Source organism: Paracidovorax citrulli (assembly GCF_900100305.1).
In the GTDB taxonomy this organism is placed as follows: Bacteria; Pseudomonadota; Gammaproteobacteria; order Burkholderiales; family Burkholderiaceae_C; genus Paracidovorax; species Paracidovorax citrulli.
Window position 1 is genome coordinate 124,545 of record NZ_FNEY01000002.1, and the last position, 19,247, is coordinate 143,791.

At 69.8% G+C, this 19,247-nt stretch carries 14 protein-coding genes; 5 read left to right on the forward strand and 9 right to left on the reverse strand.

Annotated features, from left to right (window positions below; genetic code table 11):
* Positions 1-81: 81 nt before the first annotated feature.
* From accC to BLR99_RS01850, 4 genes are all read left to right on the forward strand, one after another.
* Positions 82-1,431, forward strand: a complete 1,350-nt coding sequence (gene accC, locus BLR99_RS01835; RefSeq protein WP_011794014.1) for an acetyl-CoA carboxylase biotin carboxylase subunit — start codon at positions 82-84, stop codon at positions 1,429-1,431.
* A gap of 87 nt (positions 1,432-1,518) precedes the next feature.
* Positions 1,519-2,400: a 50S ribosomal protein L11 methyltransferase gene (prmA, locus tag BLR99_RS01840; protein ID WP_046060413.1), complete on the forward strand. Its 882-nt coding sequence runs from the start codon at positions 1,519-1,521 to the stop codon at positions 2,398-2,400.
* Positions 2,401-2,451: 51 nt separating this feature from the next.
* Positions 2,452-4,038, forward strand: coding sequence for a DUF3426 domain-containing protein (locus BLR99_RS01845; RefSeq protein WP_074686720.1), 1,587 nt, complete (start codon positions 2,452-2,454; stop codon positions 4,036-4,038).
* Positions 4,039-4,129: 91 nt separating this feature from the next.
* Positions 4,130-5,026, forward strand: coding sequence for a carbohydrate kinase family protein (locus BLR99_RS01850; protein ID WP_074686722.1), 897 nt, complete (start codon positions 4,130-4,132; stop codon positions 5,024-5,026).
* A gap of 82 nt (positions 5,027-5,108) precedes the next feature.
* Here BLR99_RS01850 and BLR99_RS01855 read toward each other — a convergent pair whose 3' ends face one another.
* The 8 genes from BLR99_RS01855 to BLR99_RS01890 form a co-directional block, all read right to left on the reverse strand.
* On the reverse strand, positions 5,109-5,780 hold the full coding sequence (locus BLR99_RS01855; protein ID WP_139160125.1) for a histone: 672 nt from the start codon (positions 5,778-5,780) through the stop codon (positions 5,109-5,111).
* Between the two features lie 188 nt (positions 5,781-5,968).
* Positions 5,969-7,132, reverse strand: a complete 1,164-nt coding sequence (locus BLR99_RS01860) for a ribonucleotide-diphosphate reductase subunit beta (RefSeq protein ID WP_011794019.1) — start codon at positions 7,130-7,132, stop codon at positions 5,969-5,971.
* Positions 7,133-7,269: 137 nt separating this feature from the next.
* The gene (locus BLR99_RS01865; RefSeq protein ID WP_074686724.1) at positions 7,270-10,221 is read right to left on the reverse strand and encodes a ribonucleoside-diphosphate reductase subunit alpha; all 2,952 of its coding nucleotides are present in this window, start codon (positions 10,219-10,221) and stop codon (positions 7,270-7,272) included.
* Positions 10,222-10,589: 368 nt separating this feature from the next.
* A complete protein-coding gene (gene ampD / locus BLR99_RS01870; protein ID WP_074686726.1) occupies positions 10,590-11,219 on the reverse strand; it encodes a 1,6-anhydro-N-acetylmuramyl-L-alanine amidase AmpD in 630 nt (209 codons plus the stop codon).
* Positions 11,206-12,696: a sigma-54-dependent transcriptional regulator gene (locus BLR99_RS01875; protein WP_011794022.1), complete on the reverse strand. Its 1,491-nt coding sequence runs from the start codon at positions 12,694-12,696 to the stop codon at positions 11,206-11,208. The genes ampD and BLR99_RS01875 overlap by 14 nt, the downstream gene beginning before the upstream one ends.
* Before the next feature lie 20 nt (positions 12,697-12,716).
* A complete protein-coding gene (locus BLR99_RS01880; protein WP_011794023.1) occupies positions 12,717-14,423 on the reverse strand; it encodes a sensor histidine kinase in 1,707 nt (568 codons plus the stop codon).
* A 9-nt stretch (positions 14,424-14,432) separates the two neighbouring features.
* Entirely contained in the window at positions 14,433-14,660 is a 228-nt protein-coding gene (locus tag BLR99_RS01885) for a PP0621 family protein (protein ID WP_074686728.1), read from the reverse strand.
* Positions 14,657-15,454: a cytochrome C assembly family protein gene (locus BLR99_RS01890; protein ID WP_074686730.1), complete on the reverse strand. Its 798-nt coding sequence runs from the start codon at positions 15,452-15,454 to the stop codon at positions 14,657-14,659. Before BLR99_RS01890 ends, BLR99_RS01885 begins: the two co-directional genes overlap by 4 nt.
* An 80-nt stretch (positions 15,455-15,534) precedes the next feature.
* Between BLR99_RS01890 and ffh the strand changes: the two genes are divergently transcribed.
* On the forward strand, positions 15,535-16,914 hold the full coding sequence (ffh, locus tag BLR99_RS01895; protein WP_011794026.1) for a signal recognition particle protein: 1,380 nt from the start codon (positions 15,535-15,537) through the stop codon (positions 16,912-16,914).
* A 157-nt stretch (positions 16,915-17,071) separates the two neighbouring features.
* Here ffh and mdoH read toward each other — a convergent pair whose 3' ends face one another.
* Complete coding sequence (gene mdoH / locus BLR99_RS01900; RefSeq protein WP_074686732.1) at positions 17,072-19,156, reverse strand: glucans biosynthesis glucosyltransferase MdoH; 2,085 nt, start codon at positions 19,154-19,156, stop codon at positions 17,072-17,074.
* Between the last annotated feature and the right edge of the window lie 91 nt (positions 19,157-19,247).

The window sequence follows — 19,247 nt, forward strand, 5'->3', positions numbered from 1 at the left end:
CGCGGCGTACTTGCCGCGGGCAAGGCGAAGCAAAGCGCCCTGGCACGCGCCAGCGTGCGGCGATGAGCCGCGAGAGAGCCTATGTTTAAAAAGATCCTTGTCGCCAATCGCGGCGAAATCGCCCTGCGCATCCAGCGCGCCTGCCATGAGCTGGGCGTGAAGGCCGTCATGGTGTATTCCGAGGCCGATCGCGACGCCAAGTACGTCAAGCTGGCCGAAGAGGCCGTGTGCATCGGCCCCGCGCCGTCGCCGCTGTCCTATCTCAACATGCCGGCGATCATCTCGGCCGCCGAGGTGACCGACGCCGAGGCCATCCACCCCGGCTACGGCTTCCTGTCCGAGAACGCCGACTTCGCCGAGCGCGTGGAAAAGAGCGGCTTCCAGTTCATCGGCCCCACGCCCGAGTCCATCCGCACGATGGGCGACAAGGTGTCGGCCAAGCAGGCCATGATCCGCGCGGGCGTGCCCTGCGTGCCGGGCTCGGACGGCGAGCTGCCCGACGATCCGGTGCAGATCCGCCGCATCGCGCGCAGCGTCGGCTATCCCGTCATCATCAAGGCGGCGGGCGGCGGCGGCGGGCGCGGCATGCGCGTGGTGCACACCGAGGCCGCCCTGGTGAACGCCGTGCAGATGACCAAGGCCGAGGCCCAGGCCGCGTTCGGCAACCCGGCCGTCTACATGGAGAAGTTTCTCCAGAACCCGCGCCACATCGAAATCCAGGTGCTGGCCGACAAGTTCCGCAATGCGGTCTATCTGGGCGAGCGCGACTGTTCCATGCAGCGCCGCCACCAGAAGGTGATCGAGGAAGCGCCGGCGCCCGGCATTCCGCGCAAGCTCATCGAGAAGATCGGCGAGCGCTGCGTGGCCGCCTGCAAGAAGATCGGCTACCGCGGCGCGGGCACGTTCGAGTTCCTCTACGAGAACGGCGAGTTCTACTTCATCGAGATGAACACGCGCGTGCAGGTCGAGCACCCGGTGACGGAGTGGATCACGGGCGTGGACATCGTGAAGACGCAGATCATGGTCGCCGCGGGCGAGAAGCTGCCCTTCACCCAGCGCCAGATCGAGATCCGCGGCCATGCCATCGAATGCCGCGTGAACGCGGAGGACGCCTACAAGTTCACCCCCTCGCCCGGCCGCATCACCATGTGGCACGCGCCGGGCGGCCCGGGCGTGCGCGTGGATTCGCACGCCTACACCAACTACTACGTGCCGCCCAACTACGACTCCATGATCGGCAAGATCATCGTGCACGGCGACACGCGCGAGCAGGCCCTGGCCCGCATGCGCACGGCCCTGTCCGAGACCGTGATCGAGGGCATCAACACCAACATCCCGCTGCACCGCGAGCTGATGGTGGATGCCAAGTTCGTCGCCGGGGGCACGAACATCCATTACCTGGAAGAGTGGCTGGGCGCGCACAAGCGCTGACCGGCACCGGCCCGACGCCGGTCACTGGCATGCTGGCCGCCCGGAGACGGGGGCCAGCATTGTCGTTTCTGCAGGAGATTGACATCCATGTTTGAGCTGAGCCTGTTGTGCCCCGAGGGGCGGATCGAAGCCGTGGGCGAAGCCCTCGAAGCCCTGGATGCCCTGAGCGTGTCGGTCGAGGACGCCGATGCGCAGACCGAGGCGGAGCAGGCCCTCTTCGGCGAGCCCGGCATGCCGCCGCCCCGCGACGGCTGGCAGCGCAGCCGGGTGGTGGCGCTGTTTCCCACGCAGGAGGCGGCCGGGGAGGCGCGCGCGCTGCTGGAAGTGCAGGACTTCTTCGACGGCTGCCGCGTCCTGGGCCTGGCCGAAGTGCCCGACCAGGACTGGGTGCGCCTGACCCAGTCGCAGTTCGCTCCCGTGGAGATCACGCCCGAGTTCTGGATCGTGCCCACATGGCACGAACTGCCCGCGCAGGCGACGCGCCACATCCGGCTGGACCCGGGCCTGGCCTTCGGCACCGGCACCCACCCGACCACGCGCATGTGCCTGCGCTGGATCGCCCGGCGCGGCGGCGGCTTCGGCCGGGTGCTGGACTACGGCTGCGGCTCGGGCATCCTCGCGATCGGGGCCGCCAAGTTCGGTGCCACCGACATCGACGCCGTGGACATCGATCCCGCCGCCGTGGAATCGACGCGGCTCAATGCCGAGGCCAACGGCGTGGCCCTGAAGGCCGGCCTTCCCGAAGCCGCGCAGGGCCGCTACGGCACGGTGCTGGCGAACATCCTCGCGACGCCGCTCAAGGTGCTGGCGCCGCTGCTGTGCGCCCACGTGGATGCGGGAGGGCACCTGGTGCTCGCGGGCATCCTGGAGCGCCAGGCCGAGGAACTGCGCGAGGCCTATGCCCCCTGGCTCCCCCTGCAGGTGAGCGACGCCGAGGACGGCTGGATCCTGATGACCGCCGCGCGCTGAGGCGACGGCCCCGGCCGGGCGGCGCAGGGCGCCCCCTACAATTCCGAGTCGATGAGCCAGATCACCCGCTGCCCCGCCTGTGGCACGACCTTCAAGGTCGTCGCGGACCAGCTGCGCATTTCCGAAGGCTGGGTCCGGTGCGGGCAGTGCAAGGAGGTGTTCGACGCCTCCGCGAATCTCCTGCCCGGGCCGGCGCGGCCTGCGGAGCTGCTGCCGCCCATGGCGCTGCCGGGGAATGCGCCCGCGCCCGTTCCGGCGCCTGCCGCAGCCGCGCCGGTGTCCGGCCCGGCCGCTCCGAGCGCCCCGATGACCCAGGTGCAGCACGCCCCGGCTCCGCGTCCTGCGGGGCCGGATGCCATGCCCGCAGCGGCACCGGCCGCCGTGCCGGCCTTCCTTTCGGCATGGGCCGCCTCTGCGGAGGCCCAGGACTCGGATCCCGGCTGGAGCCTCGAGCCGCTGTCGCCCATGGCGTGGCGCGTCCGCGCGGCCGCCGCCACACCGCGGCCGGACGCCCGGCCCGTCCAGGCGCCGGTACCTGCTGCGCCGGCACCATCTGTGCCGCATGCCGCTGCACAGGAGGCCGCCAGGGAAGCCGGTCCTGCCGGCGCCAGTCCGTCCCGTCCCCCGGGCACCTCGCCCGCGCCGCGGGAGTCCGACTCGGGCGGCTACGAACTGCCTTTCGCCGAGCTGCGCGATTCCGGATGGCCCGACGATGACGAGGGGCTGGATGCGGAGGACTCCCTGTCGCCGCAAGGCGGCATGCCCCTGCCCGGGCGCATGGAAGCCGCCTCCGAGCCCGCCCCTGCGGCGCAGGGCGAGGATGAATCGCCGCTGGACGATGCGGCGGAGCAGGCCGTCGCCAGGGAACTGGCGCACGAGGGCATCGATACGGACACCGACCCGGTGGACATCGCCACCCAGGCGATGCCGCTGCCCGAGCCGGCCATGCCCGCCGTGGCGCCACCGTCGCCGCCCTCCGTGTGGCGCTCCGCGCGTGCGCTGGCGGAGCAGGGCCCGGAAGACGCGGACCTTGCCGGACGCGGCGCCTTCGCTGCGCGCCTGCGCAACCAGGAGGCGGACGACGATGACGATCCGGACGAGGAGGGGGCGCACGCCTCCGGCGAGCCGGGCTTCATGCGCGCGGCGCGGCGCAGGGCGTGGTGGCGCAGGCCCGCGGTGCGCATCGCGCTGGGCCTGGCCGGCGTGCTGCTGCTGGGGGTGCTGCTGCTGCAGGTCGGCCTGCAGGAGCGGGACCGGCTGGCTTCGCAGCATCCCGCACTGCGCCCCCTGCTGCAGGTGCTGTGCGCTCCGCTGCAGTGCCGCATCGCTCCGCCCCGGCGCATCGCCGACGTGGTGATCGACAGCTCCTCCTTCAACAAGGCGCGCGGGGATGGCTATCTTCTCTCGCTCACCATCCGCAGCCGTGCGGATTTCCCCGTGGCCATGCCGGCGCTGGAGCTGACGCTGACCGATGCGCAGGAACAGCCCATCCTGCGGCGCGTGCTGCTGCCCCAGGACCTCTCGGCTCCTGCAGCGTTGCCCGCCAACGGCGAATGGGGCGGCGCATGGCCGGTGAACGTGGGAGCGGCCGGCAACGGGCGCGTCGCGGGCTACCGGCTGCTGGCTTTCTATCCCTGAGGCCCGCCTTGCCGTTCGCCTGCATGGTCTGCGCCGCTTTCCCGTTCCCTTTCCTTTTCTTCCATTCCCCAACCCGATCCACAGGATTCCTATGGCTGCCCTGATTTGCGGTTCCCTGGCCTTTGACACCATCATGACCTTCGAGGGGCGCTTCGCCGAGCAGATCCTGCCGGACCAGCTGCACATCCTCAACGTGTCGTTCCTCGTGCCGTCGCTGCGGCGGGACTTCGGCGGCTGCGCGGGCAACATCGCCTACAGCCTCAAGCTGCTGGGCGGCAACCCCGTGCCCATGGCGATGCTGGGCAGCGACGGCGGCGACTACCTCCAGCGCCTGCAGGACCTCGGCATCGATACGCGCCATGTGGGCCGGGTGGACGAGACCTATACCGCGCAGGCGCTCATCATGACCGACCGCGACAACAACCAGATCACGGCCTTCCATCCGGGCGCGATGATGCTCGCGCACCGGGCGCGCATCACCGCCGAGTCCGACCTGCGCCTGGGCATCATCGCGCCGGACGGCCGCGATGCCATGATCGAGCACGCTGCGCAGTTCGAGGCAGCGGGCATACCGTTCGTGTTCGACCCGGGCCAGGGCCTGCCGATGTTCGGCGGCGAGGAGCTCGCGCGCTTCATCGGCCAGGCGAGCTGGGTGACCGTGAACGACTACGAAGGCCGCATGCTGTGCGAGCGCACGGGCTGGAGCCTCGCGGAGATTTCCCGCAAGGTGCGCGGGCTGGCGGTCACCCTGGGTGCCGATGGCTGCGACGTCTGGGAGGACGGCGTGGCCACGCGCGTGCCGCCCGTGCAGGCGGCCAGCGTGGTGGATCCCACGGGCTGCGGCGACGCATGGCGTGGCGCGCTGCTCTTCGGCCTGGAGCAGGGCTGGCCGCTCGCACGCTGCGCGGCGCTGGGCAACCGCCTGGGGGCGCTGAAGATCGCGCAGCGCGGGCCGCAGAACTACCAGCTCGATTTCGAGCCCGCCTGAGGCCGCGCGGGCATAAAAAAACCCGGTGCATGCACCGGGTGGTTCCAGCCCCGCGGGCGGGGCGGCGGTCCGCTGTCGTCGCTCAGGGCTTGGTGCCCGTCGGGAAGGGCCATGCGGCCTGCGGGTTCAGCGTGGTCTGTGCTGCGGGCGCAGGCGCGGGGGCAGAGGCCTTGGAGGCCGCCTTCTTCGGAGCAGCCTTCTTCGGTGCGGCGGCCTTGGTGGTGCCGGTAGCCTTCTTCGCCGGTGCAGCTGCCTTCTTGGCGGGGGCTGCGGCCTTCTTCGCCGGTGCAGCTGCCTTCTTGGCGGGGGCTGCGGCCTTCTTCGCCGGTGCAGCTGCCTTCTTGGCGGGAGCTGCGGCCTTCTTCGCCGGTGCAGCCTTCTTGGCGGGGGCCGCGGCCTTCTTCGCCGGTGCGGCCTTCTTGGCGGGGGCCGCGGCCTTCTTCGCCGGTGCGGCCTTCTTGGCGGGGGCCGCGGCCTTCTTCGCCGGTGCGGCCTTCTTGGCGGGGGCCGCGGCCTTCTTCGCCGGTGCGGCCTTCTTGGCGGGGGCCGCGGCCTTCTTCGCCGGTGCGGCCTTCTTGGCGGGAGCCGCGGCCTTCTTCGCCGGTGCGGCCTTCTTCGTCGTGGCGGCGGCCTTCTTGGCCGATGCCGGTGCGGCGGCGGCCTTCTTCACGGTCGTCGCGGCCTTGGTGGAAGCCGCTTTCTTCGCGGCGGGTGCTGCCTTCTTGGCGGCGGTCGTCTTCTTCGCAGTTGCCATCATTTTCTCCTTGGGTCGATTTGCAAAGAGCGCTCCATGCCTGCATTGGACAGGGAGCGATCCATGGCGATGGGGGCTCTCGGGCACCCACCGCCATGAACGCGGGAACGCCCCGCACGGCAGAGCCCTTGCGGGCTGCCGGTGCGGGGCGTGGAATGAAAATACATGGCCTGGAATGACGGGATCGACTAATCCCAGGACAGTGCGCCGCCGGACTGGTACTCGATGACGCGCGTCTCGAAGAAGTTGCGCTCCTTCTTCAGGTCGATCATCTCGCTCATCCAGGGGAAGGGGTTCTCTTCGTTGGGGAAGAGCGCCTCCAGGCCGATCTGCGTGGCGCGCCGGTTGGCGATGTAGCGCAGGTAGCCCTTGAACATGGAAGCGTTCATGCCCAGCACGCCGCGGGGCATGGTGTCCTCCGCGTACTGGTACTCCAGCTCGACGGCCTTCATGAACAGGCCCTTGATCTCTTCCTTGAACTCCGCGGTCCAGAGGTGCGGGTTCTCGAGCTTGAGCTGGTTGATCAGGTCGATGCCGAAGTTGCAGTGCATCGACTCGTCGCGCAGGATGTACTGGTACTGCTCGGCGGCGCCGGTCATCTTGTTCTGGCGGCCCAGCGCGAGGATCTGCGTGAAGCCGACGTAGAAGAACAGGCCTTCCATCAGGCAGGCGAACACGATGAGCGACTTCAGCAGGGTCTGGTCGGTCTCGGGCGTGCCGGTCTTGAAGTCCGGGTCCATGATCGCCTCGATGAAGGGGATCAGGAACTCGTCCTTGTGGCGGATCGAATCGACCTCGTTGTAGGCGTTGAAGATCTCGCTCTCGTCGAGGCCGAGCGACTCGACGATGTACTGGTAGGCGTGCGTGTGGATCGCTTCCTCGAAGGCCTGGCGCAGCAGGAACTGGCGGCACTCGGGCGCGGTGATGTGGCGGTACGTGCCCAGCACGATGTTGTTGGCGGCCAGCGAGTCGGCGGTCACGAAGAAGCCGAGGTTGCGCTTGACGATGCGGCGCTCGTCCTCGGTCAGGCCGTTCGGGTCCTTCCACAGCGCGATGTCGCGGGTCATGTTCACTTCCTGCGGCATCCAGTGGTTGGCGCAGGTGGCCAGGTACTTTTCCCAGGCCCACTTGTACTTGAAGGGGACGAGCTGGTTGACGTCGGTCTGGCCGTTGATGATGCGCTTGTCGGCGGCATTCACGCGGCGGTGCTGGGCCGGCGCGGAGGCGGCTGCGGACTGCGGCGCGGGGCTCTGGAAAGACGCGGAGGGCAGCACGTCCTGACGATGGCCTTGCAGACCGCCGTCCAGAGGTTTCTGCGATGAGGGCTTGACTTCTTCGTCCCAGTTCAGCATAGGTCTTCCAATGGTCGGATTATGAAAGCAGCGCTGCAAAAATAAAAGCGCCGCAGCGTGGCGCAGCGATGTTTTTGTTGCTTCAGAGCACAAGCGCGGAAGGTCTCGGGATGAGACCTTCCGCGCGGGCATTCACATCACTGGCAGGCTTCGCAGGTGGGGTCGTCGATGGCGCAGAACTTCACGTCGGTCGCGGGCAATGCGGCGGCCTGCGACTGCGCCGCGGCGGCGGCCGCATCGAGCGCGCTGGGGCGCGCGGCGCCGGTGCCGGCGGCCTGCATCGCGCTGTCGCTGCCCGACGAAACGGCGTTGAGCTGGCGCGTGTTCACGGTGCTCATCTCGACGTGCGTCGCGCTCTGCGTGCGCAGGTAGTACGTGGTCTTGAGGCCGCGCACCCAGGCGAGCTTGTAGGTCTCGTCGAGCTTCTTGCCGGAGGCGCCGGCCATGTAGATGTTCAGGCTCTGCGCCTGGTCGATCCACTTCTGGCGGCGCGACGCGGCTTCCACCAGCCACGTGGGCGCCACTTCAAAGGCGGTGGAGTACAGCGCCTTCACGTCCTGCGGCACGCGGTCGATCGGGTGCAGCGAGCCCTTGAAGTGCTTGAGGTCCATGACCATCACGTCGTCCCACAGGCCCAGGCGCTTGAGGTCGCGCACGAGGTAGCCGTTGATGACGGTGAACTCGCCCGACAGGTTCGACTTGACCGACAGGTTGCCGAAGGACGGTTCGATCGACGCATCCACGCCGACGATGTTGGAGATGGTGGCCGTGGGCGCGATGGCCACGCAGTTGGAGTTGCGCATGCCGTCGCGGGCGATCTTCTGGCGCAGCGCGTCCCAGTCGAGCGTGGCGGCGCGGTCCACTTCCACGTAGCCGCCGCGGGCCTTCTCCAGCAGGTCGAGCGTGTCGATCGGCAGGATGCCGCGGTCCCACAGCGAGCCGGGGTAGCTGGAGTACTTGCCGCGTTCCTGGGCGAGCTCGGTGGAGGCCCAGTAGGCGTAGTAGCAGATCGCTTCCATCGAGCGGTCGGCGAATTCCACCGCGGCCTGCGAGGCGTAGGGAATGCGCAGCTCGTACAGGCTGTCCTGGAAGGCCATCAGGCCCAGGCCCACCGGGCGGTGGCGCATGTTGGAGTTGCGCGCCTTCTCGACCGCGTAGTAGTTGATGTCGATCACGTTGTCGAGCATGCGCATGGCCGTGGAGATGGTCTTGCGCAGCTTGGCGTGGTCGAGCTCCTTGCCGTTCGGGCCGTCCTTCAGGTGGCGCACGAGGTTCACCGAGCCGAGGTTGCACACGGCGGTTTCGGCGTCGCTGGTGTTGAGCGTGATCTCGGTGCAGAGGTTGGACGAATGCACCACGCCGGCGTGCTGCTGGGGCGAGCGCACGTTGCAGGCGTCCTTGAACGTGATCCAGGGGTGGCCGGTCTCGAACAGCATCGTGAGGATCTTGCGCCACAGGTCGGTGGCCTGCACGGTGCGCGAGGGCTTGATCTCGCCGCGCGCGGCCTTTTCTTCGTAGGCGACGTAGGCCTTCTCGAAGTCGGCGCCGAACAGGTCGTGCAGGTCCGGCACGGAGGAGGGCGAGAACAGCGTCCAGGTGCCCTTTTCCATCACGCGGCGCATGAACAGGTCGGGGATCCAGTTGGCCGTGTTCATGTCGTGCGTGCGGCGGCGGTCGTCGCCGGTGTTCTTGCGCAGCTCCAGGAATTCCTCGATGTCGAGGTGCCAGGTTTCCAGGTAGGTGCAGACGGCGCCCTTGCGCTTGCCGCCCTGGTTCACGGCCACGGCCGTGTCGTTCACCACCTTGAGGAACGGCACCACGCCCTGCGATTCGCCGTTCGTGCCCTTGATGTGCGAGCCGAGCGCGCGCACGCGCGTCCAGTCGTTGCCCAGGCCGCCCGCGAACTTGGAGAGCAGGGCGTTTTCCTTGATGGATTCGTAGATGCCGTCGAGGTCGTCTGGCACCGTGGTGAGGTAGCAGGACGAGAGTTGCGAGCGCAGCGTGCCGCTGTTGAAGAGCGTGGGCGTGCTCGACATGAAGTCGAACGACGACAGCACCTCGTAGAACTCGATGGCACGGGCCTCGCGGTTGGGCTCGTTCAGCGCCAGGCCCATGGCCACGCGCATGAAGAAGCACTGGGGCAGCTCGATGCGCGTCTTGCGCACGTGCAGGAAGTAGCGGTCGTACAGGGTCTGCAGGCCCAGGTAGTCGAACTGCTGGTCGCGGCCGGCATCGAGCGCGGCACCCAGGCGGACCAGGTCGTACTGCAGCAGGCGGGGATCGAGCAGTTCGTTGTCCACGCCCTTCTGGATGAACTGCGGGAAGTAGGCGGCGTAGGCCGGGCCCATGTCGGCGGGCACCACGTCCTGGCCCAGCACCTCGCGCACGATGGTGTGCAGCAGCAGGCGGGCGGTGGCGTAGGTGTAGTCCGGGTCCTTCTCGATCAGCGTGCGCGCGGCCAGGATGGAGGCCTTGTACACCTCGTCCATCGGAACGCCGTCATACAGGTTGCGCAGCGTCTCGGCCACGATGGGCGCGGCGTGCACGTCTGCGCCCAGGTTGGCGCAGGCGGAGTCGATCAGGCCGCGCAGGCGGGCCTCGTCGAGCGGCACGCGCTGGCCGTTGTCGATCACGTGCAGCACCGGCGTGGAGGGCACGGGCTGGCGGTCGTGCTGCTGGTGCGCGCGCTCCTGGGTGCGGCGCTCGCGGTAGAGCACGTAGGCACGGGCCACTTCGTGGTGGCCGCCGCGCATGAGGCTCAGTTCCACGTTGTCCTGCACGTCCTCGATGTGGAACGTGCCACCGCCCGGGCGCGAGCGCATGAGCGCGCGCACCACGGACTGGGTCAGGGTGTCCACCGTCTCGCGCACGCTGGCCGAGGCCGCGCCCTGGGTGCCGTGCACCGCCAGGAAGGCCTTCATCATGGCCACGGCGATCTTCTGCGGCTCGAACGGCACGACCGCGCCGTTGCGGCGGATGATCTGGTAATGCGAGAGCGGATGGCCGCCGGCCGCGGGCTCGGTGCCCTGCGCCGCAGGCGTCTGGTCGGGTGCGGTCGTGGCGGATGAAGGGCTCAGCGCAGGCTGCATACAGGAAACCTCGGTGGATGGGGTGGCAGAAAAAGGCCGGTGGTGTAGGCGCACACCGCCAGTTGATTGCGTAATGCGGAACGCTATAGGTAGTGGTCAAATGACTACCCGGGCACTACATGTAGTGTATCTCTTGAAATTCGATGCGTGTAGCCACGCGATGTTTCCATGCGTTGGCACGGAAGGGAGAAACCGGTCCCGGAGGCCGCGCCGGACGGTGGTTCCGGAGCGTTCAGCAAGGCCTGGCGCGTGCTGCGGGGCCGGAGCGCGGCGCGGGCCGGCGCCAGTGCTGGCGGAGCGCAAGGGGAGCGAGTGTCGCGATTTGCCCCCGTCCGCGCCAGCAGTTCGGGAAAACCCTTGCTCGCAGGTCAGGAGGGCTTGACTTGCGGCGGGAAGTCGATGCGCGGGCTGCCCAGCCGGGACCGCAGCTCCCGCCAGTCGAACCCCGGCCCGGGGTCCCGCTTACGCCCGGGCGCGACGTGCTCATGGCCCGCGACGTGGGCCACGGGATAGCGTTGCGCGATGTCCCGGCACAGCGTGGCGAGCGCCTGGTACTGGGCGGGCTCGAAGGTGTCGCCCTCCAGTCCTTCCAGTTCGATGCCGATCGAGTCGTCGTTGCAGTTGTCCCGGCCCCGGTAGGCGGATGGGCCCGCATGCCATGCGCGGTCGCCGCAGTCCACGAACTGCCACAGCCGCCCCCCGCGCTCGATGAAGAAGTGGGCCGATACCTGCAGGCCGCGGATGCCGGCGTAGTAGGGGTGGGCGTCCCAGTCCAGCGCGTTGGTGAAGAGGCGCTGGACTTCGCCGGTGCCGTATTCGCCCGGGGGCAGGCTGATGGAATGCACCACGATGAGATCGATGGCGGCCTGGGCGGGGCGGGGCCCGAAATTCGGCGAGGGCAGGGCCATGGCGGGCAGGTACCAGCCGCCGTTCCAGCGCGGGCCGGCTTCATCCAGGCCGCCGTGCCCGGGAGCGTCGTTCGGGTCAGGAGGCTGCATGGTCGTCCGGCGCGTCGTCGTCCTGCGGCGTGGCGATGGCCAGGCGGTCGATGCGGTAGCGGATCTGCCGCAGGCTGATGCCCAGGCGGGCGGCGGTGGCCGTGCGGTTGAACCCGTGCTCGCGCAGGGCGCGCACCAGGATCTCGCGCTCCTGCTGGTCCAGCCAGCCCTGCAGGTCGCTGGGCAGGGGCACGTGGGCCGCGGGCAGCGGGTCCGCGGTGCCGGCAGGCGCGCCGGACGCCTCGGGTGCCGGGGCCGCGGCCACCGGCGCGCGCGGCGTGCCGGCAGCGGCATCCGCGGGGCATTCGATGTGCAGTTCGCCGCCGTCGCTCAGCGCCACGGCGCGGTGCAGCAGGTTCTCCAGTTCGCGCACGTTGCCGGTGAGCGGGTGCCGGGCGATGTCCGCCAGGGCCTCGCCGGTGAGCGCGGGCACGGGCAGGCCGGTTTCCGCGGCGATGCGGTCCAGCAGCGCGGCGCACAGGGCCGGAAGATCCTCGCGGCGCTCGCGCAGCGGCGGGATCACGACCTCGATCACGTTGAGGCGATAGTAGAGGTCCTGCCGGAAGCGGCCCGCCTGCACGTCGGCGGCCAGGTCGCGGTGGGTGGCGCTGACGATCCGCACGTCCACGGTGTCTTCCTGGGTGGACCCCAGCGGGCGCACGCTGCGCTCCTGGATGGCGCGCAGCAGCTTGGCCTGCATGGACAGGGGCAGGTCGCCGATCTCGTCGAGGAACAGCGTGCCCCCGCGGGCGGCCTGGAAGTAGCCGTCCCGGTCCTGGCTGGCGCCGGTGTAGGAACCCTTGCGCGCGCCGAAGAATTCCGCCTCCAGCAGGTTCTCGGGGATGGCGCCGCAGTTCACGGCCACCAGCGGGCCGTCGGCGCGCTGGCTGCAGCCGTGCAGGGCGCGGGCGACGAGTTCCTTGCCGGTGCCCGATTCGCCGCGGATCAGCACGGGAGCCATGCTGCGCGCGACCTTGGCGATGCGCTGCTTGACGTTGCGCATGGCCTCCGAGTCGCCCACGAGCGGATCGAGCCCGGAAAGGCTGGCGGCCGCGGCGGCCCCCGGCGGGCCGGGCCGCGCGGAGCGGGGCGGCGGCACGCCACCCGTGCCCTGTACGGCCGAGGCGACCACGGAGCGGAACTGCTTGAGGTCCACCGGCTTGGTCAGGTAGTCGAACGCGCCGGAGCGCAGCGCTTCGACGGCGTTCTCCGCGGAGCCGTAGGCGGTCATCACCACGCAGCGCTCGCGCCGCTTCTGCTGGCGGATGTCCTGCAGCAGCTCCATGCCGAAGCCGTCCGGCAGGCGCATGTCGGTGATGACGGCGTCGAAACGCCGGGTCTGGAGCTGCTGGCGGGCCTCTTCGACGGTCGCCGCCGTCTCCACGCGGTAGCCCTCGCGCAGCAGCGTGAGTTCGTAGAGCGTGCGCAGGTCGGGTTCGTCATCGACGACCAGGATGGTGGCAGCGGGGGCATTCATGGCGGCATGGTCGGGCGGTGTCAGACGACGATTGTGTCAAACAGGGAGGCCGGTCCTCCCGGCCTGGCGGCGCGGCGGAAGGCCACCGTGAATGCGTTGCCGCCGATGGCGCCGCGCTCCAGCACGCGGGTGAGCCGCTGGTAGCCGACGGAGGCGCCATGGCGCTGGCAGAGTTCGCGGCAGATATAGAGGCCCAGGCCGCTGGAGCGGCTCTCGGACGAGAAGAACGGCTCGAACAGGTGGCGTTCCACGGTCTTGTCCAGGGGCGCCCCGTCGCTCCAGACCTGCAGGTGCGCCTGGCCTCCGGCATTGGTATAGGTGGAGATGCAGAGCGAATCCGGCTCGGAGCCCATGTAGCGCAGGGCGTTGTCGAGCAGGTTCACCAGCACGCGCCGCAGGTGGTCGGCGTCGAACTCCACCTGCGTGCCCGGTGCATGCAGCGACAGCTGGGCGCGGCGGCTGTGCGGGTTGTGCGACTGCCAGTCCCGGCAGACCTGGGCCACCGACTCGTCCAGCGGCAGCGTGCCGGCCGGGGCATGGTCGATCTGGTGCTGCACGCGCGCGATGTCCAGCACCTCTTCCGCGATGCGGGCGAGCCGGGCGGCATTCTGCTGCACCATGTGGGCGAGCCGCCGGTGGGCGGGGTCGGACAGGTCTTCCTCCAGCAGAGCGTTGGCCTGCACGATGGCGGCCAGTGGATTGCGGATCTCGTGGGCCACGGCGGCGGACATGCGGCCCATGGCGGCCAGCTTCTCGGTGCGCAGGCGCGCCTCCATCTCGCGCAGGTCGTGCAGGAACATGACGCACATCTGCGCCCCGCCGGTGTCGAGCGCGATCAGGGGCGAGGCCGTGAGCCAGGTCCGCACGTGCAGCGCGAGCGGGCTCTGGCCCGGCTGCAGGATGTCCACATCGGCGCCCTGCGGCTGCGCCAGGCGAAAGGTCTGCCGGGCCATGTCGAGCAGGGGGGCCCACGACGGCGAGCTCGTGAGCGGGAACGGCGGGGCGGGCTGGGGCGATTCGCCGAGCAGCAGCAGCGCGGCCGGGTTGGCGAGGCGGACGGTGTCGCGGCCGTCCACCACGATCACGCCGTCGGAGAGGTGGTCGATCACGAGCGCGCTCACCTGTTCCTGCAGCTTTGCGGCGAGCTGGCCTTCCAGCGCCAGCTGCTGCTCGCGGTGCAGGCGCGTGGCCAATTGGTGCACGAGGTAGGCGACGATGAAGTAGCCGGTGCCCGTCAGCGCCGTCTGGAAGTAGCGCTGCGTCGATTCGGCCGTGCCCGCGCCACCCAGCCACCAGGTCCAGGCCAGCAGCAGCAGGGTGGCGGCCGCGGTCGTGCCCAGGGCCAGGGTGAGGGTGCCCAGCACGCCCGCCATGAGGATGGGCAGGCCGAACAGGGGTGTGTAGTTCATCGCGCCCGACTGCAGCATCTGCAGGCTGGCGATCAGCGCCAGGTCCACCCCGATGGTGGGCAGCCAGCGGATGCCGGCCTGCGGCGGGGGCGGCTTTTCGCCCGAGATGGCGAGCGTCATGACCGCCGCCAGCAGGTAGAGGGTGCACAGCCCCGTCAGGGCCGGACCGGCCCCCTGGTTGAAGGCGAAACCCAGACCCTGCAGCAGCAGCAGGGCCACGGCCACCACGACGCGGCCCGCGAGGAAGCTCGTCCACAGGCGCGCGAACGGCGGATCCGCCGCGGGCCCCTGCAGGGTGGAGTGGGACCACTGGGGCATGCCGCGGCCCTAGCGGGGGCCCAGGCGCTGGTGCTCCGGGCCGCAGTAGGTGTGCCCGCCGTGCGCGAGCGCCTGCGAGGCCGGCAGGTGCACGCCGCAGTGGGCGCACGGCACCATGTCCTGCGGCGTCGCCAGGCGGGCGCGGGCCTCGGCGCCTGCCACCCGGCCGCGCCGAGCTCCGCCGCGCCACAGCCAGAAGGCGACGGCCAGCACGAGCAGCAGCACGAGGTATTTCACAGCGGGCGCCCCAGCACCACTTCGAGCACGAAGCGCGATCCTACGTAGGCCAGCAGCAGCAGGCCGGCCCCGGCGTAGAGCACGCGCACCGCGATGCGGCCGCGCCAGCCGAACCGGGAGCGCCCGATGAGCAGCACGGCGAAGGTGAGCCACGAGAGCACGGAGAACACGGCCTTGTGGTCCCAGTTCCAGGCGCGGCCGTACAGCGTTTCGCCGAACAGCAGGCCCGCCGCGAGCGTGGCGGTGAGCAGCACGAAGCCGGCCACGACGAAGCGGAAGGTGAGCCGCTCCAGCGTGAGCAGCGGCACCCCGCTGCGCGGGTCCGCCGCCTGGCGGATGCGGCGCTCGGCGCGGGTCATGAGCCAGGCGTGCACGACGGCCGCGGCGAAGAGGCCGTAGGAGGCGATGCCCAGGGCGAGGTGCAGGGGCAGCCATGCCGAGGCATTGACGTGCAGCGGCTGCCCGGGGAACACCAGTGCCAGCAGCACGGCCGCGGCGCCCAGGGCGGCGAGCATCCAGCGCGTGCGCATCTGCGGGAAGACCTGGTGCTCGATCGCATAGACGGTGAGCACCAGCCAGGCCGTCATCGAGAGCGCGGGCGCGAAGCCGAAGCGGGGCGTGTCGCCCAGCAGGCTCCAGGCCAGCACCGCGGCATGCAGCACCCAGGCGATCCACAGCGCGGCGCGGCCGCGTTCCGCGCCCATGCGGGCTGCCGCCAGGGCCGGTACTGCGTAGGCCAGCGCCGCGCCCAGGGAGAGCAGCCAGTGGGCGGGGGAGACGCTGGGTAAAATCATGGGCCCACAGTTTAGCCCGCCGCTGCCCAGGCGGCCCGGCCCGGATGCAGCGTCCGGCCCGCCCAACCGGAATACGTCCCATGGCATCCGCCCTCACCGAAAAACTCTCCCGGCTCGTCAAGGAGATGCGAGGCCAGGCCCGCATCACCGAATCCAACGTGCAGGACATGCTGCGCGAGGTGCGCATGGCGCTGCTGGAGGCCGACGTGGCCCTGCCGGTGGTGCGCGACTTCATCGCGCGCGTGAAGGAAAAGGCCCTGGGCCAGGAGGTGCTGGGCTCGCTCAAGCCGGGGCAGACCCTGGTCTCCATCGTGAACCGCGAACTGGCCGCGACCATGGGCGAGGGCGTGTCGGACATCAACCTCGCCGCCCAGCCGCCGGCCGTGATCCTGATGGCGGGCCTGCAGGGCGCCGGCAAGACGACGACCACGGCCAAGCTGGCCAAGCACCTGATCGAGAAGCGCAAGAAGAAGGTGCTCACCGTGTCGGGCGACGTGTACCGCCCGGCCGCCATCGAGCAGCTCAAGACGGTGACGAAGCAGGCGGGTGCCGAATGGTTTCCCAGCACGCCCGAGCAGAAGCCCCTGGACATCGCGCGCGCCGCGATCGACCACGCCCGCCGCCACTATTTCGACGTGCTGCTGGTCGATACGGCCGGCCGCCTCGCGATCGACGAGGCGCTCATGAACGAGATCAAGGAGCTGCACGCGGCGCTGAACCCGGTCGAGACGCTGTTCGTGGTCGATGCCATGCAGGGCCAGGACGCGGTCAACACGGCCAAGGCTTTCAAGGAGGCGCTGCCGCTCACCGGCATCGTGCTGACCAAGCTCGACGGCGATTCCCGCGGCGGCGCGGCGCTGTCCGTGCGGCAGGTGACGGGCGCGCCCATCAAGTTCGCCGGCGTGTCCGAGAAGATCGACGGCCTGGAAGTGTTCGACGCCGAACGCCATGCAGGCCGCGTGCTGGGCATGGGCGACATCGTGGCCCTGGTGGAGCAGGTGAGCGCGGGCGTCGATCTGGAGGCCGCGCAGAAGCTGGCCGCCAAGGTCAAGAGCGGCGACGGCTTCGACCTGAACGACTTCCTCGGCCAGCTGCAGCAGATGAAGCAGATGGGCGGCATCTCCAGCCTCATGGACAAGCTGCCCTCCGAATTGATGGCCAAGGCCGGCCAGGTGGACATGAACAAGGCCGAGAAGGACATCCGCCGCAAGGAAGGCATCATCCAGAGCATGACGCCCCAGGAGCGCCGCAAGCCCGAGATCATCAAGGCCACGCGAAAGAAGCGCATCGCGGCCGGGGCGGGCGTGCAGGTGCAGGAGGTGAACCGCCTGCTCAACGAGTTCGACCAGATGCAGGGCATGATGAAGAAGATGAAGGGCGGCGGCCTCATGAAGATGATGAAGAAGATGGGCGGCATGAAGGGCTTCGGCGGGGGCGGCATGCCCAAGCTGCCGTTCTGATCCTTTACCCGCCGTCTTTCTTCTTCACTTTCGATCCAGGCCCTGCCCCGCAGGGCCTTTTCTTGGGTGCAGCCCTGCCGGCCGCCCATGAAAAAAGCCGGCCCAGGGGGCCGGCTTGAAAGTGCGCGCCGTGCGCGCACGAGGGGCAATCGGTCCCTCAGGCCGCCTTGAGCAGCGGCGCGGGCTGGCGCAGCGGGCCGCCGTTCTTCAGCTGGGTGGCGTGCATCCAGGCGCGGCGCAGCACGGGCGGCGACCACGATTCCTCGGGGATCAGCAGCAGGCGCTGGGCGCGCAGGGCGCGGCCGAGGGCGATCTGGCTGGACAGCACGACCAGGGGAATGGCCATCACCAGCGGCAGACCCACGGGCATCAGCCAGACCAGGGCGGTCGGGTCGATCAGCGCCACGCCCACGCCCAGCAGGGCGATCACGAGGGTCATCGGGGCCAGTTGGCGCAGGGCGTCCTTCCAGGGCACGGCATTGGCTTCGCGGGGGGGCGACTTCCAGTCGAGCTTGAGGCCGGTCAGGGCGACGATCACGAAGAGCGAGTGGCCGAGCATGCGGATGGGCGCCTGCAGGATGGCCATGGCGCTTTCCAGCGCGGCGCTCTTGAACACGCTGGCCATGCCGCCGTATTGCTTCTGCTCGCCCTTCATGAGGATGGCGGCCACGCCCAGCACGCGGGGCAGGAACAGCATGCACAGCGTCCACGCCCACAGGGCCATCAGTTCGCCGGGCAGCACGTTCCAGTCGGCCACGAGGCGGGCGCCGGAGAGCCACAGCACGGTGCCGAAGGTGATGAAGGCAAGCCACAGCGGGGCCGAGAGGTAGGCCATGGCGCCGGTGACGAACATGGCGCGGTGCACGGGATGGATGCCGGGTTCCGCCATCAGGCGGGCGTTCTGCAGGTTGCCCTGGCACCAGCGGCGGTCGCGCTGCAGCTCGGACAGCAGGTCCGGCGGCTGCTGTTCGTAGCTGCCCACCAGGTCGGAGACCAGCCACACGTGGTAGCCGGCGCGGCGCATCAGCGCGGCCTCGACGAAGTCGTGGCTCATGATGCCGCCGCTCATGCCGCCCGTGCCCTTGATGGGGGCCAGGGCGCAGTGGTCCATGAAGGGCTTCACGCGGATGATGGCGTTGTGGCCCCAGTAGTGGGACTCGCCGAGCTGCCAGAACTGCATGCCCAGCGTGAACAGCCGGCCGGTGACGCGCGAGGCGAACTGCTGGGCGCGGGCGTGCAGCGTCACGTGGCCGATGGCCTGCGTGGCGGTCTGGATGATGCCGGCGCGCGGATGGGCTTCCATGAGCTTGGCCATGGAGACGATGCAGTCGCCGCTCATCACGCTGTCGGCATCGAGGACCACCATGTACTTGTAGTCCTTGCCCCAGCGGCGGCAGAAGTCGGCCACGTTGCCGGCCTTGCGGTGGCTGCGGCGCGTGCGCAGGCGGTAGTACACCTCGACCTGCGGCTGGTTCGCATTGGCGGCCAGGACGGCACGCAGTTCTTCCCAGGCGGCGCGCTCGGCGGCGGCGATCTCGGGGTCGTAGCTGTCGGAGAGCACGAAGACGTCGAAGGTCCTGGCATGGCCCGTGGCGGCCACCGATTCGCAGGTGGCGCGCAGGCCGGCGAACACCGTGGCCACGTCTTCATTGCAGATGGGCATGATGATCGCGGTGCGGGCGTCGGGGTTCAGCACGTCGTTGCGGACGCTTTTCGCCGACAGGGCGTGGCGGTCGCCGCGCAGCATCACCCAGAAGCCCATCATGGCCGTGAGGAAGCCGGTCACCACCCAGGTGGAGAGCAGGGCGAAGAGGGCGAGCTGGCCGTATTCGAGCCATGCGCTGTCATAGCTGGGCTGCACGCCGGCGAAGAGCGTGGTAGCCAGGGCGCTGGTGGCCAGGGCCAGCAGCAGGAAGATGTTGCGGCGCTGGCGGGCGGCGCGCTCCCAGGGCTCCTGCGGCGCGGCAGGTGCCGTGGCGGCGGAGGCCTTGCGGCCGTTGAGTCGCATCAGCACGGCGGTGCCGATGCTGTTCCAGAAGCCGCGCCAGGGCAGCGGCGCCATGGAGCCGCGGTGCACGGGCGGTGCGGTGAGCGAATTGGGATGGCGGTCTTCGCGCAGGGTGCTGCGCGAAGACTCCACCGGTCGGGGGTAGCGTGCGCCACGGCGCGCCACCACGGCGGGAGCGGGCGTGCCCGCGGGTTTGCGGGGCGCGGCTTCCGGTCGGGAGGATAGGGATTCCATGGTTGTGCTCACTCGGTTGTGGTGTTCCAGGAAGACAGGTGCGTAACCCTCTCGCGAACGCGTTGCGGCCGATGTCGGCGCAGCACTGGAG